This window comes from Citrobacter sp. RHBSTW-01013, from assembly GCF_013781985.1.
Lineage (GTDB): Bacteria > Pseudomonadota > Gammaproteobacteria > Enterobacterales > Enterobacteriaceae > Citrobacter > Citrobacter braakii.
Genome location: NZ_CP056185.1, coordinates 4,051,570 through 4,077,675, shown reverse-complemented (window position 1 = coordinate 4,077,675; position 26,106 = coordinate 4,051,570). Strand labels below are relative to the sequence as shown.

The following is a 26,106-nucleotide window of genomic DNA, read 5'->3' as shown; positions in this document are numbered from 1 at the left end:
GGGTTAACTCAACGCCCCCATAATCTTTAATTCCAGCTCATCCGGAACTTCGTTATATGACAACACCTGTAAGCCTGGTGCAAACAGGCGCGCATAGCGCGCAAGCAGAGGACGTAGCTGCGGTGCGACCAGCAGTACCGGCTCTTTACCCGCGGCTTTCATCTGTTCTTTAATCTGCGGCATATTGGTCTGGAACTGATTCAGCATATTAGGATCGACCGGTACGCTATCGAGCACCACTTTGCCGCTTTGCTGAGCCTGATTCACTACATTAGCCAGCAGATTCTCCAGCTCATTATTCAGCGTGTAGACCGCCAGCTCATCTTTGCGCACAAACGGATGGGTAATGCTGCGACGGAGCGCCAGACGCACATCTGCCGTCAACAGAATATGATCTTTAGTGACGGCGCTACTGGCGACCAGTACGGTGGCAATGGTAACGATATCGCGCAGCGGCACGCCTTCGACCAGCAGCGCCCGATAAACCTTCAAGAGCTGGCTGTAATTCAGCGCCGCGCTCAGATCTTCCGCCAGACGGGGGGCCATCGAAGAGAGGCGGTTATGCAGTTGGGTAATATCATCGTAGTTAAACAGGTCGGGAATAAAGTTGCGAATGACCTTATTTACATGCGTCGCAATGACGCTGGCACTATCAATGACCTGATATCCCATATTTAGCGCTTTGGCTTTTTGCGCCGGGACAATCCACGTCACCGGCATACCATAGGCCGGATCGTGGCCTAACACACCATCGATCTCGCCATACGTTTCACTGGAGGGCAGCGCCATCAGCTTATCTGAAGGAATATCGGCCTCATCAGCCTTGATCCCATTGATAAAAATGGCGTACTGGGTCGGTTTTAGACGGAAGTTTTCGCGGATGCGAATTTCCGGGAGCAGCACGCCGTTAGTGTCTGAGATAACCTGCCGTACACCGCGAATACGTTGGGTGAGCGGATTCCCTTTGGATTTGTCTACCAGCGATACCAGCTTGTACCCCAGGCTCAGGCTGATTGGCTCGATCAAAGGAATAGTTTCCCAACTGACCTGTTGCTCGGTGGTTTCAACGATGGTTTTGGTCAGCGTCTCAAGATTTTTCTCTTCAGTTTCAGCCACCTTCGGGCGCTTGCTCATACGCCAGGCGGTGAACCCCATCAGGGCGCTGAACACCAGGAACGGGAAATGCGGCATTCCCGGTACCACCGCCAGTACAAACATAATGCTGGTGGCGGTATAGAGTACGGAGGGGCTGGCCAGCAACTGGCTACGCACGTCTGTGGCGATATCACCGCTGTCGCTCACGCGTGTAACGATAATCGCCGCCGCCGTCGACAGCAGCAGAGACGGGATCTGGGCGACCAGACCGTCGCCGATGGTCATCAGTACGTATTGCTGGAAGGCGGCTTCGGCGCTTAAATCGTATTTAAAAATACCGATACAGACGCCGCCTATCAGGTTGATGGCCAGGATCATCATCCCGGCGATGGCATCACCGCGCACGAACTTCGACGCACCGTCCATTGCGCCATAGAAGTCCGCTTCGCCCGCCACATCTTTACGTCGCGCCTGCGCCTGGGCCTGATTAATCAGGCCTGCGTTCAGATCGGCATCGATCGCCATCTGCTTCCCGGGCATGGCGTCCAGCGTAAAGCGGGCCGAAACCTCGGAGATACGCTCGGCACCCTTGGTAACCACGATAAAGTTGATGATCATCAGGATGATGAACACCACAAAACCGACGACAAAGTTACCGCCGATCACCACCTGACCAAAGGACTCAATCACCTTACCGGCAGCGCCCGCGCCCATATGGCCGTGCAGTAACACCACGCGCGTTGATGCTACGTTCAGCGTCAAGCGCATTAAGGTGGTGATCAGCAAAATGGTCGGGAACAGGCTGAATTCGAGCGGGCGTTTCGCGGAAACGGCCACCAACAGCACCATCACCGCCAGCACGATGTTAAAGGTGAACAGAATATCCAGCACGGCCGGTGGTAATGGCAGGATCACCATCGCCAGGATAGACAGTATGACCAGCGGAATGCCGATGTTACCGTTACGCAGCAGCGCGAGGAATTGTTTAGTTGTTTTCGGCATCCAGTTTAAGAACCTCTTTTGGAATGGAAATATGTCTGTTCAGCGAAGGGCGAGCTTGTGAACCGTCACGCCAGTGCTTCATTTGCAGTACATAGGTCAGGACGTGTGCTATCGCCCGATAAAGTTGAAATGGGATCTGTTGATTGACCTGGGTGGTGTAATAAACGGAGCGCGCCAGCTTAGGAAATTCAACAATCTCAATATTGCTCTCCGCCGCCACCTGACGGATATACAGCGCGATTTCATCGGTGCCTTTGGCGACAACGAAGGGCGCGGCGGCGCGCGACTGGTCATACTGTAGCGCCACGGCATAGTGGGTTGGGTTGGTGATCACCACATCGGCTTTTGGCACCACCTTGCGAATTTGCCCCATCGCCATTTGCCGTTGCAGGCGACGGATCCTGGCCCGTACCTCCGGCTTACCTTCCTGATTTTTATACTCTTCCTTCACTTCCTGTTTGGTCATCTTCAACCCTTTGGTGAACATTTTTTTCGCCAGAGGAACATCAATCAGAGCGAAAAAAATAAACAGGATGACAAAGTTGCGCATGATGCTGCTGTACAGCGCCAGGCCATCGCTGACGGCCTGTTTGAAATACAGCTCCTGTAGCCCCAGAAAGGCGGCAACGTTATTGCGTACGCTAATCCACAGCATCACCAGCAGTACCATCGCTTTGAGCGTCATCTTGCCGGTGTCCACCAGATGGTCGGTGGAAAACAGACGGCCAATCCCTTTGAGCGGGCTTAATTTGCTAAAGTCCGGCAAAATTTTCTTCGGCAGGAACAGCCAGCCTCCGGGAATCAGCGAGGCAAACAACGCGGCGACCGGCATGGGTAACAGCGTCAGGATGAACTTGGCTAAAATCAGCAGATGGTGCTCAAGGAACTGGCCGATAATGTCCGGATCATTAATGTTCTGCGCATACTGATGCACACTGATAAAGCTTTCGCGGACAAAATCTTCATACCAGGGGAAGCTGCTGGAGATCACCATAAATGCGGCAAACATACTGGCGGCAAGCCCCATATCTTTTGAGCGCGGAATTTGCCCCTCTTGCCTGGCTTTGCGAAGTTTTTGCGCCGAGGGTTTTTCTGTTTTTTCTTCGCTGCTGCTATCCGCCATAGTGCCCCTTGAGCGCGTCAAGTTGCTGCAAGACGAAATTTGCCAGGTGCAAATAGTGGTCGGGCAGGTTGTAAAGCAGAGTCGCAAAGCAGACAAGACCCGCCAGCATGTTGATCGGAAAACCTAACGAGTACAGGTTGAGCGGAGGCGCAATGCGGTTCAACAGGCCAAAGCAGCCCTGGACAATCAACATGATAAAGGTTGTCGGTAGCGCCAGCAGGGTGGCCGCGGCAAACACCCAGCCCAGGCCCAGGGAAATGGTGCGCAAAGATTGTGGATGCAGCGCATTACCAATCGGCCAGTAAGTAAAGCCTTTGAATAAAATGCTCACCAGCAGCAAATGCCCATCCATCGCAAAGAACAGGATCACCGCGTAGATGTTGATCATCTCCGCCAGTACCGTCGTTGATGCGCCGCTGCTGGGGTCGTTCATCACCGCCATGCTCATCCCCATATTGAAAGAGAGGATCTGGCCCGCCAGCTGCAGCGCTAAAAATAAAAACTGCAGCATCAGACCGAAAAGCATGCCCCACAGAAACTGCTCTGCGGTCAAAATAATGCTGTTGATCGACAGCAGGCTGTCAGGAACCGGATGGGGAATAAGCGGCGTAATGATAAAGGCCAGCGCCAGGGACAAAATAATGCGTATGCGCACCGTGAGCGCCGCGTTATCCAGTACCGGCGCGTAGTGAATAAACGCCATAATGCGCACGAATGGAAACCACATGCCCAGTATCAGGTTACTTAACTGTGTAACGTCTGTTTCGCGCATGTCAGTGCACCAGAATGGCGGCCTGAGTGAACAGATGCACGCAGAGATCGCTTAACTGGACGATCATCCATTTTCCGCTAATGCCCAAAACTGCGAGGGTGACGATAAGCCTGGGCAAAAAGCTGAGCGTTTGTTCGTTAATCTGCGTAACGGCCTGAAAAATGCTGACCAGCATCCCCACCAGCAGGCTGGGAACGACCAACACGCAGACTAAAATGATCACGACTTTTATGCCGCTGGCGACGATATCTGCGGCTACATCAATGGTTAACATATCCGATCTCCGTTAGCCCAGTCCCAGACCGCGAATACTGGAGGTCAGCGTACCGACGGTCAGCGCCCAACCGTCAATAAGCACAAACAGCATCAGCTTAAAGGGGAGGGAAACGATCAGCGGTGACAGCATCATCATCCCCATCGCCATCAGCACGCTGGCGACGATCAGGTCGATCACCAGGAACGGGATGTAAATCATGAAGCCTATCTGGAAGGCGGTTTTAAGTTCGCTCAGCACATACGCCGGAACGATAATGGAGAGATCCTGATCGGCTGCATTACCTTTCGCGTTGGCGATCGTCATGATCTGCGCAATCGCTTTTTTGTTGGTCTGCGCCAGCATAAAGCGCTTCAGGGGCGAGGCGGCGGTGCTCAGGGCGTCAGGGAGCGTGATTTGATCGTTTTCAAAAGGCACAACCGCGTGGTCGTAAATGTTGATCCAGACCGGACGCATCACCAGCATGGTTAACGACAGCGCAATGCCTATCAGTATGCGGTTGGGTGGCGTTTGCTGTAGCCCCAACGCCTGGCGCAGCAGGGAGAGAACAATAATAAAACGCGTAAAGCAGGTCATCATCAGTACCAGGGTTGGCAGAATGCCCACCAGGGTCATCAGGATCAGGACCTGGATTTTTACGCTGTATTCCTGGCTATTACCGTGTGAAATCACATTCAGCAACGGGATATCTCCCCCTTGCGCGCAGGCAAAGGGAGAAAGGATGAGTAATGAGATACCCAGTATGAGCGTGAGGATTGGTGCGCGTTTCATGGTGCCAGGTCGTTGATTTCATGCGTGTTGAATTCAAGGACGCGCAGGCCATATTTTTCATTGACCACCACCACTTCAGCCTTGCCCAGCAGGATGTTATTAACCTTAATATCCAGCGGTTCACCGGCAAGCTTGTCCATCTCAATGACGGTGTCGTCATCAATGTTCAGCAGATCGGACAGCATCACTTCCACGGATGACACTTCCAGCGTTAGCGTGACCGGAATACGTTTGAGTAATGACATCGACTCGGAAAAGCGGTCTTCTAAACGCGCCACCAACGTTTCTGTTGCCGACGGTGCCGTTGGCGTGGTTGTTTCGGGCGCTAACTCGAAACCTTGCTCTAAAATATCTTCTGGCTTACTCATAGGATTTCTCCGTCTTGCTCGTTAATTCGGATAAAAACAGTTTGTCTTTGTCCTCTACGATCAGGGCATTAAATAATTCGGATTTCCCAATATAAACAGGGAAAGTTTCAGGCATTGCGATAGGTAAAATATCCCCGGGTTTAATTGTCGTCAGGTCGGCGACATTGAGGGGAATTTCTGCAATCTTGACGTTCATGGTCAGCGGCAGCGTATGAATGATTTCTTTAATCAGCGTTTTTTTACGCATCTCAACGTTGGCTTTATCAACCTGCTTTTTCTTCTCGCCGTGCTCGCTACGGCGGATTAAATTCAGAATGTAATCGGTATGGGAATCGTCCAGTAAGATGCGGAAACTGCAATTCTCCTCATCACCTAAAACAAAAGTGAGCTGATAAGCCCAATGTGTTTGTACGGTACTGCTGTCAGGTTTAAGCGTCAGCGGAATGCCTGATATATTTTTATTAAAAATGATATTGCTAATATCCAGCGCCAGCCTGCTTCTCAGCCGGGTTTCCGTCTTGGTTGGTAAATCATCTTCTGAATTTTCGTCTGCAAGCGATGAAGTCAGGCCATAAAAGTTACCTAATAACATTAACAATAACGCGCGATCGATATCAAAAGCCAAATGTCCAACCTGCGAGACTAATAACTCAGCGCTTTTATTGATAACGTCCATCTCACATTGTATTTTTCTGAGTGTTATATTTGTGCGATGTTTTTTCAGGAAATAGTTTCCGAGATGTGATTCAATTGTATCAAAATTACCCGTAAACATAGTCGGCAGACGATGATAAGGACGCCCAAGCCGGTTGCCTTCAAGTTTAAAGATTCCGGGCGTTTGACTATATTTCAGCATGGTACGCTTTCTCAGCTGTAATTTCTGGGGCGGATGAGTTGATACCAAATCCCGCGGTTATAAAAGAAAATACTACTCCATTTAATTTATGGTTCATCCTTGACGCTTTCTCATATTGTTGAAGTCCATTAGATATGAAATGCAGTACCTACTCTCGTCTCTGATGTAGGGCTGGACATTAGATATTTTACCTCTCTCCTCTGCAAGTTATTAATGGTGCCAGGTTATAATTAAAAAATAATTAATTATGTATACGTGATGCTCCCCGCTAATCCTCTTACCTTGGTAAGGCATGTCTTGCATGCCTTGGTTTCATACTGGTATATGCATAACTTATTGTTTTTTATAGAATAATAATTTTATTATCTTTTAATTTAAGATTGTTAAAGGCACCGGTGTTACTATTTTTTTAGGAAAAACCCTATTTTGAAATAGTCTTCGATAGGGCTGCCATTTGATGGGGCGGTAAAACATGAGCAAGGATGGGATTAAAACATGGCACGGGCGATATCTATTATTCGATGATTGTGCTTTGGAATGATTTGTATATTTCTCGTAACGGATGTTAACTTTACTTCTAAGTGTAAAATAATCATGTTTGAACTTATTGCCGAAGCAGCCTCCAGTATCAATATTTTTTCAATGGCAAGGCGTATTGCTGCGTTTAATGTTCCAGTGCTTATCCATGGTGAAACCGGTACTGGTAAAGAATGTATCGCCAAATTTATCCATTCAATTACGTTTGCGCAGGAGCCACAGGCCCCCTATATCGGGGTGAACTGTGCCGCTATCCCTGAAAATATGCTCGAAGCCACGTTGTTTGGTTATGACAAAGGGGCATTCACCGGAGCAGTGGCGACCGTGCCGGGGAAAATGGAATTAGCCAATAACGGTACATTATTACTGGATGAGATTGGCGATATGCCTTTAGCGCTACAGGCTAAAATATTGCGTGTATTGCAGGAACAACAGGTTGAGCGCTTAGGCAGTAACCGTTTAATCAAACTGAACTTCCGTTTAATTGCCTGTACCAATAAAAATCTTGAAGAAGAAGTGGCTGCAGGACGCTTCAGAGAAGATCTCTATTATCGGTTGTCAGTTATTCCGTTGACGATGCCGCCGCTGCGCGAGCGTATGGAAGACATTATTCCGCTGGCGGAGTCGTTTATCAAAAAATACTCCACGGTACTGGTTAAAAATATCAAGCTTTCTGAATCGTCACGCCGGGCGTTACTCAGCTACGAATGGCCGGGGAACGTGCGTCAACTTGAGAACGCTATCCAACGGGGAATGATCCTGAATCGTGATGGTGTCATTTATCCCGATACCTTAGGTCTGCCATCCATTGAATCTGATTCCTGGAGCGAACCGCAATGGCAGCCAAAGCCCAGTATGCCAATAACGACCAGCGATAATCTGGGTCAGCATGGCCGTAGCGCGCAGTATCAATATATCGCTGACCTGATGCGTAAATATCAGGGTAATAAAACCAAAATTGCTGATTTATTAGGCATTACCCCACGCGCGCTTCGTTATCGTCTGGCGTCAATGCGAAAACAGGGAATAGAGATCTTTTCCTGAATCAGTCTGTGGTAGCGAGAACGCTTTTTTAATTTTAAGAGTAGGTCATGAGCATAAATACGATAGCCCCAGCCAGTACGATGCAGACGCAAATGATGCAGGACATGCAGCAGATGAAAGCGGTCGCTCAGGCGCCTGTCCTTTCGCCAATGCAGATTAACGCCGTGGGCGCCCAGTCGGCATCATCTCCGGTCTCGTTCGACCACGTCATGCAAGGCGCGCTGAATCATGTTGATCAATTTCAGCAGGTCGCGGAGCAAAAACAAACGGCCATTGAGATGGGGAAAAGCGACGACCTGGCGGGGGCCATGATTGCCAGTCAGCAGGCATCGTTATCGTTTTCTGCTCTGGTTCAGGTCAGAAATAAAGTCGCTTCCGGATTCAATGACCTGATGAGTATGTCAGTCTAACGCTATGAATGAATTAATAAAAAAACTCACTCAGTTTTTACCCTCGTTCTCTTTTCGCCTGGATGGTAATAAACGTCTGGCGTTACTGGCGGCAGCGGCCATTGCGGCGACTGCCATTATTGTCAGCGTGCTGTGGAACAGCAATCACGGCTATGTTTCGCTGTACGGTAGTCAGGAACATCTCCCGGTTTCACAAATAGTCACCGTGCTGGATGGTGAAAAGCTGGAATATCGTATCGACCCGCAAAGCGGGCAAATTCTGGTTCCGGAAGAGGCGCTGTCGAAAACGCGGATGACGCTGGCGGCGAAAGGCGTGCAAGCCATGCTGCCCAGCGGCTACGAGCTGATGGATAAAGACGAAGTGCTGGGCGCCAGTCAGTTTGTGCAGAATGTCCGCTATAAGCGGAGCCTGGAAGGTGAACTGGCGCAGAGCATCATGACGCTGGACGCCGTCGAGAGCGCCCGCGTGCATCTGGCGCTGAATGAAGAGAGTTCATTTGTCGTCAGCGATGAGCCGCAAAACAGCGCTTCAGTAGTGGTGCGTCTGCATTATGGCAGCAAGCTGGACATGGACCAGGTAAATGCCATTGTGCATCTGGTGTCCGGCAGTGTGCCTAATTTGAATGCGTCGAAGGTTAGCGTTGTCGACCAGGCGGGGAATTTACTGTCCGACGGCATTGGCGCGGGAGAAGCCGTTTCTGCGGCGACGCGTAAGCGCGACCAGATCCTCAAAGATATTCAGGATAAGACCCGCGCCAGTCTCGCCAATGTCCTCGACTCGCTGGTCGGAACCGGCAACTACCGCGTGAGCGTGATGCCGGATCTCGATCTGAGCAATATCGATGAAACCCAGGAGCACTACGGTGACACGCCGAAGGTTAATCGTGAAGAAACGGTACTCGATAGTGATACCAACCAAATCGCCATGGGGATCCCCGGCTCGCTGAGCAATCGTCCTCCGTTGGCGGCAAACCAGGTGGGAAATGGCGCCGCAGGGACGACGCCTGAGGATTCTCGCCAGCCAGCCGCGCTGTCAAAACATAGCGAGAACAAACGCGACTACTCCTGGGACCGTAGCGTTGAACATATCCAGCACCCTGGATTCGACATCAAACGTTTAAATGTGGCCATAGTCCTCAACCAGAGCGCGCCGGCATTAAAGAACTGGAAACCGGAACAAACCACGCAGCTGACGGCGCTGTTGAATAACGCTGCCGGGATTGATGCAAAGCGTGGCGACAATCTGTCCTTATCCCTGCTCAACTTTGTGCCGCAGTCGATCCCCGTCGAGCCGACGCTGCCTTTATGGAAGGATGACAGCATTCTGGCCTGGGTTCGCTTAATTGGCTGTGGCCTGCTGGCGTTACTGTTGCTGCTGTTTGTCGTGCGCCCGGTCATGAAACGTTTGACTGTCGAGCGCCGCCGGACCTCTACGCCTGAACTGGCGCTGGACGCCGCACCGATCGCGATCCCTGCGGACAAGCCCCATTTTGCGGCTGCTGAAGATGAACGCAAAAATATCGAACTGCCTTCTTTCCCTGGTGACGACAGCCTGCCTTCGCAGAGTTCCGGCCTGGAAGTGAAGCTGGAGTTCCTGCAAAAACTGGCGATGAGCGACACCGATCGCGTAGCTGAAGTTCTCAGACAATGGATTACCAGCAATGAGCGAATTGACAATAAATAACGGCAGTAACAACAGCTACCTGGAACAGGCCGCAATTTTATTGCTGTGTCTGGGCGAGGAGGCGGCAGCCACGGTGATGCAAAAGCTCAGCCGTGAAGAGGTGGTTCGTCTGAGTGAAAACATGGCGCGTCTGTCTGGCGTGAAAACCAGCATGGCGAAAAAAGTGATCAATAACTTTTTTGATGAGTTCCGCGAGCAGAGCGGCATCAACGGTGCCTCGCGTTCCATGCTGCAAGGGATCCTCAATAAAGCGTTGGGAACAGAAATCGCCAGCAGTGTGATCAACGGCATTTATGGTGATGAGATCCGCTCGCGGATGGCGCGTTTACAGTGGGTGGAACCGCGCCAGTTGGCGATACTGATCTCAGAAGAACATTTGCAATTGCAGGCCGTCTTCCTTGCCTTCCTGACGCCGGAGATCTCGGCCACGGTACTGTCTTACATGAATGAGTCGGTGCAAAACGAGATCCTCTATCGGGTTGCCAAGCTCAACGATGTGAATCGCGATGTTGTGGATGAGCTGGATCGGTTGATCGAACGTGGGCTGTCGGTGCTGTCCGAACATGGTTCGAAAGTGAAGGGGATCAAGCAGGCCGCGGATATCGTTAACCGCTTCCAGGGTAACCAACAGGTGATCCTCGATCAGCTGCGTGAACGCGATGAAGATGTTCTTGAGCAGTTGCAGGACGAAATGTACGACTTCTTTATCCTGAGCCGCCAAAGTGATGAGGTGCGCCGTCGTCTCCTTGATGAAGTGCCGATGGAAGACTGGGCTGTGGCGCTGAAAGGTACCGAAGCGCTGTTGCGCCGGTCGATTTATGCCGTGATGCCTAAGCGTCAGGTACAACAGCTGGAGGCGATAACGTCGCGCCTGGGTCCGGTTCCGGTGAGCCGTATTGAACAGATCCGCCGTGAAATCATGGGGATTGCCCGCGAGCTTGAGGAAGCGGGTGAAATTCAGCTACAGCTGTTTGCTGAACAGACGGCGGAGTAACACATGGCGATTGAAACCATTCGTGGTCGTTACCGACTGCACCGCTTTCCTCCTCGCCAGCGCCATTTGCAGGCTGAACAGCTCACGCCGGGGATCACGCCTGCGGATTATCAGCGCCAACTGATGGACGGCTTCCAGGAAGGCCTGCAAAAAGGCTTTGAACAGGGGATGACGGAAGGTCAGGAGCAGGGCTTTCAGGAAGGCCATCAGAAGGGACACGATGAAGGCCGTCGTCAGGGATATACTGAAGGCAGCCTGGCCGGGCAACAGGAAGGGCGTAAGCAGTTTGAGCAAGCAGCGCAACCGCTGGAAACCATCACTGGCAAAGTGAACGACTACCTGGCGCACATTCAGCGTAAACAGCGGGAAGACCTGCTGCAACTGGTTGAAAAGGTCACTCGCCAGGTGATTCGTTGCGAGCTGGCGCTGCAACCGACGCAGTTACTGTCGCTGGTTGAAGAGGCGATTTCGGCCTTTCCTGCGATGCCTGAGTCGCTACAGGTCCTGCTAAGTCATGAAGAATTTAACCGTATCAAAGATGCTGCCCCGGAGAAGGTCACTGAATGGGGGCTGACCCCATCACCCGAACTGCAGGCGGGCGAGTGTCGGGTGATTACCGATAAATCCGAGCTGGATATTGGCTGCGAACATCGACTCGACCAGTGCATGTCGGCGCTCAAAGAGTCGCTTCTGCCGGAGCCGACGGGTGAGTGACCTGTCCAGCGTTGACAACGCGCTGCGTTCCATTGAGTCGATCCCTTTAGCCCGGGTTGCCGGGCGACTGGTGCGCGTAAACGGCATTTTGCTGGAGAGCGTGGGCTGTCCGCTGGCGACCGGCCAGCTGTGCCGCGTCGAAAGCGCCGACCATACGTTGATCGACGCGCAGGCGGTGGGGTTTAACCGCGATATCACCTACCTGATGCCCTTCAAGCATCCCGTCGGACTGATGGCGGGTGCGCGCGTTTTCCCCGAAGAAAAAACCCAGGAGATCCTGATCAGCGAAAGCTGGCTGGGGCGGGTAGTCAATGGACTGGGCGAACCGCTGGATGCCAAAGGGCGTCTGACGGGCAATGACGTATTGCCGCCTCAGGCACCTTCCATTAACCCCCTCACGCGTCGGTCGGTGAACCAACCGCTGGATGTTGGCGTTAAAGCAATCAACGGTCTGCTAACTATCGGCAAAGGCCAGCGTGTGGGTTTGATGGCCGGCAGCGGCGTGGGAAAAAGCGTACTGCTGGGGATGATCACCCGCCAGACCAAGGCCGACATCGTGGTGGTGGGGTTAATTGGCGAGCGTGGCCGCGAGGTGAAGGAGTTTATCGATCACGCTCTGGGCGCGGAAGGGTTGGCAAAATCAATTATCGTGGCGGCGCCTGCGGATGAGTCGCCGTTAATGCGTTTGAAAGCCACCGAGCTTTGCCACTCTATTGCCGCCTGGTTTCGCGATCGCGGACATCACGTTTTGCTGCTGGTGGATTCGTTAACCCGTTATGCCATGGCGCAGCGCGAGATTGCGTTGTCACTGGGTGAACCTCCGGCGACGAAAGGCTATCCACCGTCGGCGTTCGGCATGATCCCAAAGCTTGTGGAAAGCGCTGGCAACAGTGAAAGCGATGGGTCAATGACCGCCATTTATACGGTGTTGGCGGAAGGAGACGATCAGCAGGATCCGATCGTCGACTGCGCGCGTGCGGTGCTGGACGGGCACATTGTTCTGACCCGTAAGCTGGCGGAGGCCGGACATTATCCGGCTATTGATATCGGGCAGTCGATCAGTCGATGCATGACCCAGGTAACTCCCCACGCGCATCAGCAGTCGGCCCGCCTGCTCAAACAGAACTATGCCGCCTATATGGAAATTAAGCCGCTGATCCCGTTGGGAGGATATGTTGCAGGAGCCGATCCCGGCGTGGATAAGGCCGTCAAAGTGTTCCCCGCCATTGAGCGTTTTCTGCGCCAGGAAGTCAGTGAACCGGCCTCTCTGGAACTGGTGCAAAGCCGCTTACAGGCCCTTTTCCCGCAGGCAAAGAAAACGGAAGGTAAATAATCATGCGGCAAATTATCGATACCCTGGCGCAACTGCAGCGCCTGCGGGATAAATCAGTCAAAGATATGACGGTACAGCTGGCTAAACAGCAACAAGTTTGCATCGGTTTTGACAATAATATCAAAGCGCTGGGCTACCTGATTCAAAAAACCGGCACCGGCGTGGAGGTGCCTTGCGTTGAATCGCTCAAAAATGTGACCGGATACAAAGGCACGCTGCGCACGGTTATTGCCTGGCAAGAGCAGGAGAAAACGCTGGCTAAAATCAAAGAACAGCGTATTCAGAAAAACCTGGTGTCAGCGGCATGTGAAGAGAAAATTGTCGCCATGACGCTCGATGATAAGCGCGATGAACTGAGCAATGAGGCACTGGTTAAAGAGCAAAAAGCCGTAGATGAAATTGCCGCACAATGCTGGCTAAGACAGAAGACGCTTAGTTAACATTATAAATAAGCATATTGGGATTCGTAGATATATTTAAGAGGTATCAATGTTTAATGAAAGTTGGGTAGCTGAGCTAAGTAAAAGACTCACTCCTACAATCAAAGTAAATTATATTGATAACATGTACAGACATGAAATTGTCAATGGCGCTGATGACCTCTCTTGCGTTGGTATAGAGTTGGGGGTTGCTAAAGGCATCTTTTCTAAGCGAATGATAGATAGTGGTAAATTCTCTGCATACTATGGTGTTGATTTATATGGTGATATCCATGATACCAAGGAATATAAAGAAACGTTAAAATATGTTGGGCTTAGCAATAATTACAAATTGCTGCGCATGTCCTTTGATGATGCTCTTGATGTATTTAATGATGAGTTTTTCGATTTCATTTATATAGATGGTTTTGCTCACACTGGTGAAGAAGGCGGAAAGTCAATTGCGGATTGGTTTTGTAAATTGAAAATTGGTGGGGTTCTTGCTGGCGATGATTATCATGCTGATTGGCCATTAGTCGTATGGGCTGTAAATGATTTTGTTAAAAAAACAGGATTGCAATTAACGGTTACCAGAAGTGTTGAATCTCAAAAATATTGCCAGTATCCGACTTGGTTTGTTGTGAAGGAACAGAATATCAAAGTTGAACCTGATGAGATATTAATGAAAGTGGCAATGTTAGAAAAAGTAAGAATTCATAATGACCGAATGAAAAGGCTTGGAAATATTTAGTCATTTATTACCACGTTTGACGTGGGATAGAGGTTTAGTCAATGAAAGTAATTATAACCTTTGGCACATTTGATGTTTTCCATATTGGGCATCTACGTATTCTTCAGCGGGCAAGGCAGTTAGGTGAACGATTGATCGTGGGTATTTCCTCAGATGCTTTAAATATGCAAAAAAAAGGACGTACGCCTGTTTATCATCAAAATGAACGGATGGATATTGTTGCCGCACTGAAATGTGTCGATAGTGTATTTCTTGAAGAGTCATTGGAAAAAAAAGCAGATTATATTCGGCAGTTTAGCGCAGATACGTTGGTAATGGGAGACGACTGGGCCGGGCGCTTTGATAGTCTCTCTTATCTTTGCGACATAATGTATTTCCCCAGAACACCGTCAATATCGACGACTTCGATTATTGAGGTGGCAAAAAATATTAATCGTTAGAGAGTAAATACCCTAGCGCTGACTAAGATAAAATGATTAGCAATCTATTTTTATTATTTGATTGCTAATCAAGCCAACCGCTTACAAGACTCTTATTAATAACATTTGCTCTGACAAGTTTTTTGATTATTGGATTTTTTAAAGATTCGATTGCTGTATCCGCATCTCCTATAATATGCCGAAATGTGTCTGGTGCCATCGTGAATATCAGTGTACTGAAATTACAGATAATTTCAGCTGGCGCTAAGTCTATCACCGGCAAGATTTCAAATGGAATGTGATTAGGTAGAGTATAAATATTGTCGCTGGCAAATGCGGAAATTATTTTCGCTCTGTTTTCTGGGTGGTTAATTGGATGTGCTTTGAAAATGATCTTATCATCTGGCTTGATGATTCCTGCTGCTCTCATCTTATGAATTTTTATGACTTGCTTTTCAGTAATATCATCATCTTTTTGGCGATTAAAATATCCAGCCCCCATGTACAATAAGCTATTATCTTGCTTGATTTCTTTCTTTATTTCGTTGATTGTGGTGTTTGTTAAGTTCATTAGCGAAAGGCAAAATGCAAGCTGTTTGGGTTTGATCGTTTTGATATCAGCAGTCGTTAATTCTTTCGTGTTTTGTTGTATGGATTTCTGGAAAGATGAAGACGAACTCCATTTTTGTTTGTGCTGTTCCATTAAATGATAGGTGACATCATAAAAATTATGCCATAGGTAATTCATCAATAATGGCCAGGATTCTCTTAGATAGCCAGAGAAGGGATTGATTTCATTTTGCAGGATAGCCTGTAAATATTTAATATGAACTGCCCTTACTTCTGGAAAGACATTCTTGCTTATTTCACTAAGTTGTAGCCTTTCACCTATACTGCGTATGCCGTCATCATATAAATGTATCTTTATTTGTTCTTTTTTTAGTAATTTAGATATAGAGGCAATGACGGGATATAACTCAACATTGGTAAATACAATGTTAGAGTGAATCTCAACCATTTTAGGTTGAGTTTGTTGAATGACATTGATAATTTTAGTAATAAAATCGGAGGTGACAGCATATGCCTGTTTTATGTAATAAGCATTTGTTCCTTTTAACTGAAATGGCGTTACTTCATTGCGGTACCAACATATGATTTTGATAATTTGGGGATCATATGCGCACTCCGCAAAGTCCAACATCTGAGGGATGACGGGGACTGAACCTGATGAAAGATAGATTTTTAAAATATTCAAAATGTTAATCCTGTTTATTTTTATAATACATATTTTTATTTTCTAACATATTATATCTTCTAAAATATCTATGATTAACATCTCCATTTGTTGGCAGGCATTAGTACTGTCATTTGGAAATAACCTTGAAACAGCTAACTCTCTTTCTACTGCTTTGTCATCTTTAAATAATGCTTTATACAGCACGCTGGTAATATTATCTTTAGTAAAGGTATATCGGAATTTATTATTTATTGGCAATAACGCATAATTGGGTTCGAAATTAGCATGCTCGCCTGGAGCAATGTCCAGCGTTAAGACTGGTTTTTTAGTTAGCAGAAAATCAAACATGATAGATGAATAGTCCGTTATCAAAGCATCAAAACGATTCAAAAAAGGGTAGACATCAACATCCGCATCGATAAAGTAAAAATTATTAATTTTTAATGCGTTGCTATCAAAATTGACTGCACGGTATGGATGTGTTTTTATAAACACATCTATATTATTTTTACTTGTGTACAGTAGGAGCTGCGTAAGCATTTCTTTGCTTAAAATTTCGGTATTATCGAATCGTTGCCATGTTGGTGCAATAAATATCTTTTTCCTTTTGCTGGCAATGGCTTTCATTGTCCTGGTATCGATTTTTGAACCCAGTAGTTCTAGCGGCGTGACATTACGCAGTAACACCTCATTACGGGGATAGGATGCGTTGATAATATTATCGCAACCAAATACTTCTCTCCAGTAAGGATTTAAAACCTCTGCGGTACTTAATACGTAATCCGTGCGGGATGCCCATGCCAGAGATGTGCTAAAACCAAGGTCTGTCATACTGAAATAGGGGGTTAACTGTAATAATAGATTTTTAACCGATATACCATGCCATAATTGAATATGTTTTGCCCCCTCCAGACATGCAAAGTATGACCAGTTTCTATGTAAACTATGATGCGGGTTAACGCAGAAAATCGCTATCTTGGCCTCTAATAATAAATTTATGGTTTCATCATTGTTTTTACCTAACAGATGCACAGGCAGATGATGCTTTTGCAACATGTCATAAACTGCTTCGTTCCATGTACACCATATACATTCTAATTGGGGATTCTTCACCATATGTAGATATAAGTATTTAGTATTATCAGCAAAGGCATCACGATCAAAGAACAGAATTCTTTTTTTATTTTTGGTCTTTTTAAGTGATGTCTGCGCCAGTACCTGGCAAAGACGATGATCTATAGCAGGGTAATTATTCATTGTCATATTGACATTCCCTTTGATAACGTTGAATTGAAGCTCAACTAAATAGTTTTTTCTGCAGACTGTGCAGTAACGTATTTGTCATTAGCGGTTGTGGCGCATTTATCAGGCTTTCGATCTCCTGAGCCGCCCGTTTCCCCGCCTGACCATCCCTAAACGCATCGCAATAATGGTGGCGAATCTCCTCCAGTGGCGCTTCCAGCGCAGCCCAGTCAAATGCGGATGACAGGGCGTGGCGCAACGTCTGTATATCCTGTGCCACCGGGAGAACATCGCGAATACGCTGATCAGCGCTGTCAGGAGTAGAGAAACTTTGTTGACCATCGAGCAGCAAGGGCATCTCTGGCCAGCTCAGTAAAATGACGCGTTTATTCATATGAATGGCGTCAAAAATAAAGCCGCTGCTGTCTGTCAGGACGTAATCCGCCTGCGCGATAAGCGCCAGCAGATGCTGTGGATCGTCAATTCGGTTTTTTAAATAGCGCTGCGCCAGCGCCAGAGAGGCGGCTTCTTCCGGTCTGTGCAGGGTGCCATGATGTAGTTTGGTGACGACATTGTATTCATGACTTAACCGGCTGAGCTGTTCCGCCCAGTGAGGGAGAGAGCTTAGCGCGCCATAGGTTGGCGCATACAGGATGGTCTGCTTTTTCGCATTCAGCTTCAGGCTTTTTGGCAGCGCAGTATCGTAAGTGTGATTATGCCACTCATCGAAACGGGGATTGCCCACCACTTTGGCGCTGCCACCGATATCAAGCGCGTGCTGGCTATAGTGGCTGTAACACAGGATGCGGTGATAAAAGGCGTTCCACCAGGCATGATTCCACTCTTCTTTCGCCAGGCCATACAGGGTGCGTACATGGGTATCCGCCAGCCCGTTCAGCAGTGGCGTGTAGTAAGGGCTGACCAGGCACCGGAAGCGCTGACGGTTCTCAATGACCGCTGAAAGACGCGTACCGCCGAGCGCAGGGTCGTTGATGGCTTTAATCGTCGCGGTCATCTCATCCAGAAACGATTTAGGTATTTTGTCACTGACCAGCAGCGAGCAGGTATGGCCCATCGCCTGAAGCGCGGTAATGATAGGGCGGTAGACCGCGTAGTGCAGCGAGGTTTCCATATAGAAGCCAATGGCATCTATCTGCGTGGATGCCGTAGGAAGCGGGTTGCTTACCTGCGTGTTGACGGTGGCGGGTTTCTTATTGATTTTGTTGAAGTAGTAACCGATGTTATCGGTTTCTTTATTCTCAATATCGCTGTATCCCGCGCGCTGATAGCAGATGCTCGGATAACAGGAGAGCCATTTCCCTTCACGCAGCAGCGGCTGCCATTGCCCTTCGAGCGTATCTGAGAGGTCATGCTCCATCTGCTGAGCCAGCACCGGATAATAGCTGCTGTTGACCAGATAGGCGCAAACCTTATTGCAGTCGCGGGCATGGATCATGCCATTGAGGCTTTTGAGTTCGCGGCCTTGTTTAATTTCTCCGCCGAGGATAACCACTTCCCACGGAAAACCAGGCAGCGCGTTCAGAAGCGAATTGAGTACCCGGATATGCTTTTCCTGCTTCAGGATCACGCTATCGTCTTCAAGTAGCAGGTAGTTTTTCCAGCCGTTACGCTGTGCCAGTTGCAGCGCCTGCAGATGGGCCTGGCGGCGACCAGCCTGGCCGTTAGTGGCAACTGATGCCGCAAGGCGGGTGATCTTTTGCGCCGGGAAATTGAGAAACGCCAGCTCTTGCTGGATGTGTGCTAAACGATCCGGGCGTGAGTCCAGATTCACGATCACCACCTGATCGATGTAATCCCACTGGATCGGCTGATGATGGGTGGCGTTATGCAGACTTTGATACCAGTTTTTCAGCATCGGGTCTGTAATCGCCTGTGCCAGCGAGGTTTCCAGCGGCTCGCTGCTGCCCAGCACAAAGTCTTTATCGAACGTATTTTGGCTGTGCGAGATACAAATAATGGTGCGCTCGCCCGGCAATTGCAGCGGGTTCGCGGTGAATTGATTAGTGAATCCTTCCTCTTCGCCTAAGTTACATTCATCATCGTAACGGTGCTTTTTTAAATAGTTGCGGTGGTAGCAAAAGGTGCCGTTGAGAATGTTCTGCGGGCCAAAGCTGCGGCTTTTGAACACGCGGTTGATATGGCTATACCAGATGGGGATCTGATCGGAACCTGAAATCAACGCCCGGTGGCGCTGCATCATGTCGATGGTGTAGGAGATCTTATCCGCCGGATAATAATCATCGTCATCCATACAGAGAATATATTCGCCTAACGCCAGCGCATTGAGCATGTTGCGCTTTTTTCCCAGCGTCAGTTTTTCCGCATGGTAGATATAACGAATATTGAATTTCTCCGGGTGATTCTGCGTCAGCCTGTCAATGATTGACTGATGGCTTTGTGGGGAATCATCCAGGATCACCAGCTCCCGGCGGTCGGCAGGGTAGTCCTGATAGCGGAACATATACAGCAAATAGGGTAAAAAAGCGCCGCGGTTCCACGTGGGAGTAATGACGCTGACAAACGGTTTTTCGCGACCAGTGTCGAGCGTTTTAACGATGCCGGTCAGGGCGGAACGTGCTTTGGAGGATTCAGACATGGTGATGTGTATTCGCGATTCGAAAAAGGACCGGGTATGCACCCGGCCAACAGGCGCTAACGTGTAATCAGGGAAAACGCCGAGAGCAGAGGATCTCCCGGCAGCATATCCAGAATATCCAGACGCAACGAGCGGGCATTCTCGCTGTTGCGCCACGCTTCAAACAGCGCGAAAAGGGCGTAGATTTCGTCATGGCTCAGTGTGGAATCATCCATTGTCCACAGGCAAAATAGGGTGCGAAGCATAAAGATGTCAGCCACCAGCCAGAAGAAGCGCTGCAGCGCGCTTTCACTCTCGTGCTGCGGGAAGGTATCGTGATACAGGCGATAAATCAGATAGTTACTGAATATCCATGCGTCATGGGCAAAGTAGCGCTCATAGGTATTTAACCACTGATCCTGCAACTGCTGCTGAAGCATAGCCTCACTGTTTGCATCCTGGAGCATCAGCAGACTTACCTGCAGAGGTAAGGTCAGCTTGCGCGTGCTTTCCGGCAACAGATCCCAATTGAACTCACAACTGCCCATTTGGGTGATCAGCTCCCGCTGCAGTTGGGGCAGGCTGGGCAGTTGCACGAACTGCTCCTGCAGTTTTCCGCTTTGCGCATGGGCGGCCAGAACCTGCGGCAGCGAGGCCAGTTTTTCAAGCATAGGATCGCTGTCGCCAGGGCATTTCTCGGAAAAAGAGAGCATGATGCCCAGCGCATACAAGCGCAGTTCCGGTGACAAACCGGGGAGCGTGATGGTATGCAGAGCAGATTGATTAAGTACCTGATCGCGTGGAGATAACGCCGGGCTGTCCGCATCGGCTGCACATTGCGAGGTATGCAGCACAAAGGCGTTGGGATCGCCTAACGCAGCCTGACAGCTGGCCGGATCGGTTAATACCAGACTCTGTCGTACTTCCGTTTTCCAGCGCATTTCGGCCAGCAAAGCGGAATCCGGATGGTGGGATAAAAACAACCGGACAAAGTCAGGTTCATAACAATCAATCATACTCATAATGTGTTCTCAGCAATCCCTAAATTCAAAATCTGGCTACATCAATGCAATATCCATGCCTGAATTTTTATTGTATTTATATCAATTAGTTAGGGTGTGCGCGGAAAGTCGTTTTCCGCGTCAGGGAAGGAAGGTTTAGCGCTGGTAAATAAAATCCGGCTCGGTGCCTAAAAAAGTCTGAATAAATTCATACTGGCGGATCAGCAACTCGCCGTTTTTTTCGTTGTACGCCTTGCAGCGTTTCGCTTTTTGCTCAAGGCTCTGCCACCAACTCTTTGCGGCATTTTTCTGTAAGCCCGGCAACCAGCTAAATACCTGTTCCATCCCTGCACGATCGACGCTTACGCCCAGCAATTGCAGGATTGAGCGGCGCTGCTGGCTGCTGTTTTGCAACTGCTCATAATGCTGTTGAATCGTCTCATTGACCGCCAACAGCTCTTCACTGGCGCGACGGATCATGCACAGACGTTGTTGTTCCAACTGCTGTCTGAGCGCGTCATATCGCGTCCCGTCCTCCCGGATACCCTGAAGCAGCGTTTTCACCTGCTGTAGCCTGGTACTCACAATTTTGGCCTCTTATTTCTGGAAAAAGCTGAGCATGTCACCAGCCAGTTGCTGGGTATCAACCTGCATGTCGCCTGCGGCCAGCATGGCCTGCATTTGCGCCACTTTGTCGTAATCAACGTCGCTTTGCGGATCGCTGTTCAGCATTTGCTGCGCCGTTTGCAATCCCGCCTGAGTAATATCGTCGGCGGAAAGCGTCGCGGCGCTGGAGGTCGTGGTCTGCGTGCTGCTCTTGTCTGAACGCGTCTGCCCGGTTGTAGATGCAGGGCGATCGCCTGGCAGAGTCGGGGTAATTTTCATAGCAACCTCGTACATATTTCGTTGGGTTGATTATCTGTTATTGGCTAAAAGCGACGGTAAGAGAGGAAAACTTTAATCCCATCACAAAAAATCCCTTCACTGCTCAGCCGTCAGCGTGGTGACCACGCCGATATCGTCCACCATCCCGCTAATGATCCGCTGGCTGCTGCTGTTGCGAATTTTTATCACATCCCCTTTGCGCCCGTTCTTCAACGCCACGCCCGGCATCGAGGCGGTAATTCCGGCCGTATGGGAGACGATCATCACCGGTTGGTCGCGTTTGACCAGCACCGGTTGAACCAGCTCGCTCCGGGTGATCGGTTTGCCCGGTTGCAGGGCGCGCTTGCTGGTGAGACCAATCGCCTCATCCATATTTGTCATTAATCCTTCCCGCTGGTTGCTGATATTGAATTTTTTAAGCTGCAGGTCGTTGGCCGTAATTACCGTATCTCGGGCAATCAACGACTTTGGCATCACTACCGGCACCGACACGTCGGGGCGTACCGCAACGTTAAATTGCCAGCCCGCGCTGCCCGGACAACTGACCACAAAGTTCATTCGCGTCAGGGCCATTCCTGGGGATGTGCTGGAGGTGATCTGGGGCGCTGTTGCGCATAGCGCGCTGGTGCTCACCGTTGAGGGAATATAGACGTTGAACGTGTAGCGATAGTCCTGCCACTGCTGTTTTTTCGCCAGCGCGTCAATTTCATGACCGGCGGCGGTTATGACCCGCGCGTTGATCTGTTCCCGGGCGCTGTGCTGAATGGGATGGACGGCGGCATGTGCGGGTAAGACACAGCATAACGCCAGCATTATTTCCGCGGCAAAGGGGAAAGAAGGCTTCCTTATGTCGAAGGGGAATTTCATAAAGTCATTTCTCATCAATCACTTAAAAGTTGGCATGCATATTGCTAATAACAGCGATATCTACGCAGGAGTGATGTAAGAAATGGGAATCAGTTTTCAGCAGGCATTGGGTGTACATCCGCAGGCAGTGAAGTTACGTCTTGAGAGGACCGAGCTACTGACTGCGAATCTGGCAAACGTCGATACACCAAATTTCAAAGCTAAAGATATTGATTTTGCCGCTGAGATGCAACGGGCAAGTCGCACAAATGTGCTGCCCGAGGCTGACGTGAAATACCGTGTACCGATGCAGCCCTCAGAGGATGGCAATACCGTAGAGCTGAATACCGAGCAGGCCCGGTTTTCACAAAATAGTATGGATTATCAAAGCAGTCTGACCTTTTTGAACCTGCAACTTAGCGGTATCAAAGAGGCCATCGAAGGGAAATAACCATGTCGTTTACTGATATTTACCAGATTTCCGGTTCGGCGATGACGGCGCAAACCATCCGTCTGAATACCGTCGCCAGCAACATGGCAAATGCGGAATCTCCCGCCAGCAGCGAGGCGCAGGCCTATAAGGCGCGCAGCCCGGTTTTTGCCGCGGTTTACCACAATAGCCTGATGGGTGGGCATAACCGCCATGCCATTGATGGTGCCAGCGTACAGGTACAGGACGTCATGCAAAGCGGCGGGGCGGTGAAGCGTTATGAGCCGCACCATCCGATGGCGGACCAGAACGGTTTCGTCTGGTATCCGGATGTCAATGTGGTCGAGCAAATGGCCGACATGATGTCCGCCTCACGTGATTTTGAAACCGACGTTGATGTGCTGAATAACGTCAAAAGTATGCAGCAAAGCTTACTCAAACTGGGAGAAGTGTAATGAATACCCTGACTCTGTATGCCCAATCTCAGGCGCAGGCTCCTTCTTCGGAGAATACGGCGGTGGCTGAAAATAACGTCGGCGCCACGGCGCAAAGCAGCAATCTGGGAGACAGCAGTTCTTCCTCAACGTCGTCAACAACGAATACCAGCGGGACAAGCGGTACTCCAACCACGACAACGTCCACCGAAACGTCCGCGGTTGATACGTTTTTGACGCTGTTCGTGGCTGAAATTGAAAACCAGGACCCGACCGATCCAACCGATCCTACGGCCTATATCGATCAGCTCGCCTCCATGGCGCAGGTTGCCATGATGGAAGAGATGAGCGTTGAGGCAAACACTAACGCCGTACTGATGAGCAACATTCAGGTGATGGCGCTGGGGAATATGGTCGGCGACGACATCATGGTGCAAACCACCTCGCTGGATATCGAAGACAACAGTCAAGAGATCCAGGGACGCGTGACGCTGGATGACAGTTGTACCGATGTGGATCTGCACTTTACCGATGAAGCCGGTGATGACTACACCGTGTCGCTGATCCCACAAGGTGAAACCTCCGTCGGGCCCGGCCAGGTGGATTTCGACATCAATCCTGCGGATTACGGCATCCCGCCGGGCGATTACAGCGTATCCGTGGTGACCAATACCGGAGAAGAGGAAGTGCCGATTGAGGTGACCGGAACGGTGGAAGATGTGCGTATTCCGCTCGATGGCAGCACGCCGGTGCTCAACGTTGACGGCGTTGGCGAAGTGCCTTTCACCATGATCACCCAGTTTGGCGTACCGGACAGCACTGATGACATCACGCCGCCGGATACTGACGACGGCGGCGATAACGCCGACAGCAACACCGTGATCTGATCTCGTTTACATTACAGGAAGAAACAATGAGTTATGAAATTGCAGCGACGGGACTGAACGCCGTCAACGAACAGCTTGATGGCATCAGTAACAACATCGCAAACTCCGGTACGGTTGGGTATAAATCGATGACCACCCAGTTTTCCGCCATGTATGCCGGAACGCAGGCGATGGGCGTGAGCGTGGCGGGTTCGGCACAAAGCATCTCCACCGGCGGCTCTATGGTTTCAACCGGCAATGCGCTGGATCTGGCGATCAACGACGATGGTTTTTTTGTGATGTGCGACAGCGCCGGGAACATCTCCTATACCCGCGCGGGTTCCTTCGTGACGGACAAAAACGGCTATATCGTCAATGCGTCCGGCGATTACCTGCAGGGCTATCCGGTTGATGACAGCGGCACGCTGCAAACCGGTACCGTTACCGATATCCAGATTAAAACCGGCAACATCCCGGCGCAGGCCACGGACAGCATGACCTTCACGGCAAACTTTGACGCCAGTGATGAAACAATCGATCGCGCAACCGTGCCGTTTGATGCCAACAACAGCGATACCTACACCGACAGCTACACCACCACCGTGTATGACTCGCTGGGTAATGAGCACTCGGTTAGCCAGTACTTTACTAAAACGGCGGATAACACCTGGGAAGTGCAATACACCTTTGATGGTGAAGCGCAGAGCGGTGTACCGCCGACTACGCTGACCTTCGACCCAAATACCGGCAAGCTGACGGCTCCAACCACGCCGCAAACCATCACCTTCACCACCGATGAAGCCGCACCGATTTCAATGACGATTGACTACTCCGATTGTACTCAGTACGGCTCTGACTTCTCGGTTACCACCAACGCCGCCACCGGTTATGCCTCTGCGACACAAAACGGCGTGCAGGTGGATGATGACGGTAAAGTGTACGCCACCTACAGCAACGGTGAGCGCATGCTGCAGGGCCAGGTTGTACTCGCCACCTTCCCGGATGAGAACGGACTGGAAGCAGTGAGCGGTACTGCCTGGGTACAGACGGGCGAATCCGGTACGCCGCTGATAGGTACGCCTGGCTCCGGCTCCTGCGGCACGCTCTCCTCCGGCATGCTCGAAAGCTCTAACGTGGATATCACCAACGAACTGGTCAATCTCATGACCGCCCAGCGTAACTACCAGGCGAACACCAAGGTGATTTCCACCAGTACGCAGCTGGATCAGGCTCTCTTCCAGGCGATGTAAGGCTAAGAAATGGATCGGTTGATTTATACCGCGCTGAGCGGCGCCACCCAGACGTTGCAAGAGCAGCAAATTAGCGCCAACAACCTCGCCAACGTCAACACCAATGGTTTTCGCGCGGATATGGCGATGGCGAGTAATGACAAAGTGAAGGGCGGTGGTTTTGATACGCGTTTTATGGCGAAGGAAAGTCCCAGCGGCGTCAATGACAGCACCGGCGTGGCGGAAAAAACCGAGCGCCCGCTGGACGTCGCCATTCAGGGGACGGGCTATATCGCCGTGCAGGATAAAGCCGGAAACGAGGTCTATACCCGCAACGGCAATATTCAGCAAGACGATCAGGGTCAGCTGACCATCGACGGTAACGTGGTGCTCGGAGATAACGGCCCGATTATTTTGCCGCCAAACGCGATTGCCTCTTTCGGCAGCGACGGCACTCTCTCGGTTACGCCTGACGACGGTGATGTTACCGCCACGATGGATATCGATCGGCTGAAGCTGGTGGATATCCCGGTCGCCAATCTGGCGAAAAACAGCGAGGGAATGCTGGTGACGGCGGATGGCGTACCGGCCCAGCGCGATGAAAACATCAAAGTAAGCGGCGGCTTTCTGGAAGGCAGTAACGTGTCTGCGGTGAGCGAAATGATGTCGTCCATTGCGATGAACCGCCAGTTTGAAGCGCAAATCAAGATGATGAAAACCGCTGAAGATCTCAGCGACTCCGGCAACAGGCTGCTACGCGGCTCCTGAGTCGTA

The 26,106-nt window shown here is 50.2% G+C and carries 28 protein-coding genes; 14 read left to right on the top strand and 14 right to left on the bottom strand.

Annotation, left to right across the window (positions count from 1 at the left end):
• Positions 1-3: 3 nt before the first annotated feature.
• Genes HV350_RS19650 through HV350_RS19620 form a run of 7 tightly spaced genes read right to left on the bottom strand, consistent with a single transcriptional unit; the run spans position 4 to position 6,261 of the window.
• Positions 4-2,097, bottom strand: a complete 2,094-nt coding sequence (locus tag HV350_RS19650) for a flagellar biosynthesis protein FlhA (RefSeq protein ID WP_016151819.1) — start codon at positions 2,095-2,097, stop codon at positions 4-6.
• Complete coding sequence (gene flhB, locus HV350_RS19645; RefSeq protein WP_053389582.1) at positions 2,081-3,220, bottom strand: flagellar biosynthesis protein FlhB; 1,140 nt, start codon at positions 3,218-3,220, stop codon at positions 2,081-2,083. Before flhB ends, HV350_RS19650 begins: the two co-directional genes overlap by 17 nt.
• Entirely contained in the window at positions 3,210-3,992 is a 783-nt protein-coding gene (fliR, locus tag HV350_RS19640) for a flagellar biosynthetic protein FliR (protein ID WP_046275396.1), read from the bottom strand. The genes flhB and fliR overlap by 11 nt, the downstream gene beginning before the upstream one ends.
• Before the next feature lies 1 nt (position 3,993).
• The gene (locus tag HV350_RS19635) at positions 3,994-4,266 is read right to left on the bottom strand and encodes a flagellar biosynthetic protein FliQ (RefSeq protein WP_016151822.1); all 273 of its coding nucleotides are present in this window, start codon (positions 4,264-4,266) and stop codon (positions 3,994-3,996) included.
• Between the two features lie 12 nt (positions 4,267-4,278).
• The gene (gene fliP, locus HV350_RS19630) at positions 4,279-5,037 is read right to left on the bottom strand and encodes a flagellar type III secretion system pore protein FliP (protein WP_131380679.1); all 759 of its coding nucleotides are present in this window, start codon (positions 5,035-5,037) and stop codon (positions 4,279-4,281) included.
• Entirely contained in the window at positions 5,034-5,405 is a 372-nt protein-coding gene (locus HV350_RS19625; protein ID WP_016151824.1) for a FliM/FliN family flagellar motor switch protein, read from the bottom strand. Before HV350_RS19625 ends, fliP begins: the two co-directional genes overlap by 4 nt.
• Entirely contained in the window at positions 5,398-6,261 is an 864-nt protein-coding gene (locus HV350_RS19620) for a FliM/FliN family flagellar motor switch protein (RefSeq protein WP_019076071.1), read from the bottom strand. Before HV350_RS19620 ends, HV350_RS19625 begins: the two co-directional genes overlap by 8 nt.
• A 594-nt stretch (positions 6,262-6,855) precedes the next feature.
• Here HV350_RS19620 and HV350_RS19615 point away from each other — a divergent pair.
• The 9 genes from HV350_RS19615 to HV350_RS19575 are packed head-to-tail and all read left to right on the top strand — an operon-like array spanning position 6,856 to position 14,587.
• Positions 6,856-7,842, top strand: a complete 987-nt coding sequence (locus HV350_RS19615; protein ID WP_137380715.1) for a sigma-54 dependent transcriptional regulator — start codon at positions 6,856-6,858, stop codon at positions 7,840-7,842.
• 47 nt (positions 7,843-7,889) lie between these two features.
• A complete protein-coding gene (locus HV350_RS19610; RefSeq protein ID WP_029139418.1) occupies positions 7,890-8,252 on the top strand; it encodes a flagellar hook-basal body complex protein FliE in 363 nt (120 codons plus the stop codon).
• Between the two features lie 4 nt (positions 8,253-8,256).
• The gene (fliF, locus tag HV350_RS19605; RefSeq protein ID WP_142417612.1) at positions 8,257-9,936 is read left to right on the top strand and encodes a flagellar basal-body MS-ring/collar protein FliF; all 1,680 of its coding nucleotides are present in this window, start codon (positions 8,257-8,259) and stop codon (positions 9,934-9,936) included.
• Positions 9,914-10,930, top strand: coding sequence for a flagellar motor switch protein FliG (locus HV350_RS19600; RefSeq protein ID WP_003838846.1), 1,017 nt, complete (start codon positions 9,914-9,916; stop codon positions 10,928-10,930). Before fliF ends, HV350_RS19600 begins: the two co-directional genes overlap by 23 nt.
• A 3-nt stretch (positions 10,931-10,933) precedes the next feature.
• Positions 10,934-11,644, top strand: coding sequence for a flagellar assembly protein FliH (gene fliH, locus HV350_RS19595; RefSeq protein WP_016151829.1), 711 nt, complete (start codon positions 10,934-10,936; stop codon positions 11,642-11,644).
• Positions 11,637-12,977, top strand: coding sequence for a flagellar protein export ATPase FliI (fliI, locus tag HV350_RS19590; RefSeq protein ID WP_046275400.1), 1,341 nt, complete (start codon positions 11,637-11,639; stop codon positions 12,975-12,977). Before fliH ends, fliI begins: the two co-directional genes overlap by 8 nt.
• A 2-nt stretch (positions 12,978-12,979) precedes the next feature.
• Positions 12,980-13,417: a flagellar FliJ family protein gene (locus HV350_RS19585; protein ID WP_181629177.1), complete on the top strand. Its 438-nt coding sequence runs from the start codon at positions 12,980-12,982 to the stop codon at positions 13,415-13,417.
• Between the two features lie 49 nt (positions 13,418-13,466).
• Positions 13,467-14,147 (top strand): class I SAM-dependent methyltransferase, encoded by a 681-nt coding sequence (locus tag HV350_RS19580; protein ID WP_181629175.1) that lies wholly within the window; start codon positions 13,467-13,469, stop codon positions 14,145-14,147.
• A 41-nt stretch (positions 14,148-14,188) separates the two neighbouring features.
• Positions 14,189-14,587 (top strand): adenylyltransferase/cytidyltransferase family protein, encoded by a 399-nt coding sequence (locus HV350_RS19575; RefSeq protein WP_181629174.1) that lies wholly within the window; start codon positions 14,189-14,191, stop codon positions 14,585-14,587.
• Between the two features lie 64 nt (positions 14,588-14,651).
• On the opposite strand, the gene HV350_RS19570 is transcribed toward HV350_RS19575, so the two are convergent.
• From HV350_RS19570 to flgA, 7 genes are all read right to left on the bottom strand, one after another.
• A complete protein-coding gene (locus HV350_RS19570) occupies positions 14,652-15,821 on the bottom strand; it encodes a hypothetical protein (protein ID WP_181629172.1) in 1,170 nt (389 codons plus the stop codon).
• A gap of 42 nt (positions 15,822-15,863) precedes the next feature.
• A complete protein-coding gene (locus HV350_RS19565) occupies positions 15,864-17,066 on the bottom strand; it encodes a CDP-glycerol glycerophosphotransferase family protein (protein ID WP_181629171.1) in 1,203 nt (400 codons plus the stop codon).
• Positions 17,067-17,100: 34 nt separating this feature from the next.
• Positions 17,101-19,662 carry a glycosyltransferase gene (locus tag HV350_RS19560; protein WP_181629169.1) on the bottom strand — a complete coding sequence of 854 codons (2,562 nt, stop codon included), beginning with the start codon at positions 19,660-19,662 and terminating at the stop codon, positions 17,101-17,103.
• A 56-nt stretch (positions 19,663-19,718) separates the two neighbouring features.
• The gene (locus HV350_RS19555; protein ID WP_181629167.1) at positions 19,719-20,663 is read right to left on the bottom strand and encodes a lysine-N-methylase; all 945 of its coding nucleotides are present in this window, start codon (positions 20,661-20,663) and stop codon (positions 19,719-19,721) included.
• Between the two features lie 135 nt (positions 20,664-20,798).
• Positions 20,799-21,227 carry a flagellar protein FlgN gene (locus tag HV350_RS19550; protein ID WP_137379577.1) on the bottom strand — a complete coding sequence of 143 codons (429 nt, stop codon included), beginning with the start codon at positions 21,225-21,227 and terminating at the stop codon, positions 20,799-20,801.
• Between the two features lie 12 nt (positions 21,228-21,239).
• Complete coding sequence (flgM, locus tag HV350_RS19545; RefSeq protein WP_181629166.1) at positions 21,240-21,527, bottom strand: flagellar biosynthesis anti-sigma factor FlgM; 288 nt, start codon at positions 21,525-21,527, stop codon at positions 21,240-21,242.
• A 96-nt stretch (positions 21,528-21,623) separates the two neighbouring features.
• On the bottom strand, positions 21,624-22,394 hold the full coding sequence (gene flgA, locus HV350_RS19540) for a flagellar basal body P-ring formation chaperone FlgA (RefSeq protein WP_047498459.1): 771 nt from the start codon (positions 22,392-22,394) through the stop codon (positions 21,624-21,626).
• A gap of 82 nt (positions 22,395-22,476) precedes the next feature.
• Between flgA and flgB the strand changes: the two genes are divergently transcribed.
• The 5 genes from flgB to HV350_RS19515 are packed head-to-tail and all read left to right on the top strand — an operon-like array spanning position 22,477 to position 26,100.
• Positions 22,477-22,824 carry a flagellar basal body rod protein FlgB gene (flgB, locus tag HV350_RS19535; RefSeq protein ID WP_016151840.1) on the top strand — a complete coding sequence of 116 codons (348 nt, stop codon included), beginning with the start codon at positions 22,477-22,479 and terminating at the stop codon, positions 22,822-22,824.
• Between the two features lie 2 nt (positions 22,825-22,826).
• Positions 22,827-23,258, top strand: a complete 432-nt coding sequence (gene flgC / locus HV350_RS19530) for a flagellar basal body rod protein FlgC (RefSeq protein WP_016151841.1) — start codon at positions 22,827-22,829, stop codon at positions 23,256-23,258.
• The gene (locus HV350_RS19525) at positions 23,258-24,124 is read left to right on the top strand and encodes a flagellar hook capping FlgD N-terminal domain-containing protein (protein WP_181629164.1); all 867 of its coding nucleotides are present in this window, start codon (positions 23,258-23,260) and stop codon (positions 24,122-24,124) included. Before flgC ends, HV350_RS19525 begins: the two co-directional genes overlap by 1 nt.
• A gap of 26 nt (positions 24,125-24,150) precedes the next feature.
• Positions 24,151-25,353, top strand: coding sequence for a flagellar hook protein FlgE (gene flgE, locus HV350_RS19520; protein ID WP_046275408.1), 1,203 nt, complete (start codon positions 24,151-24,153; stop codon positions 25,351-25,353).
• A 9-nt stretch (positions 25,354-25,362) separates the two neighbouring features.
• A complete protein-coding gene (locus HV350_RS19515; RefSeq protein ID WP_016151844.1) occupies positions 25,363-26,100 on the top strand; it encodes a flagellar basal body rod protein FlgF in 738 nt (245 codons plus the stop codon).
• Positions 26,101-26,106 lie beyond the last annotated feature (6 nt).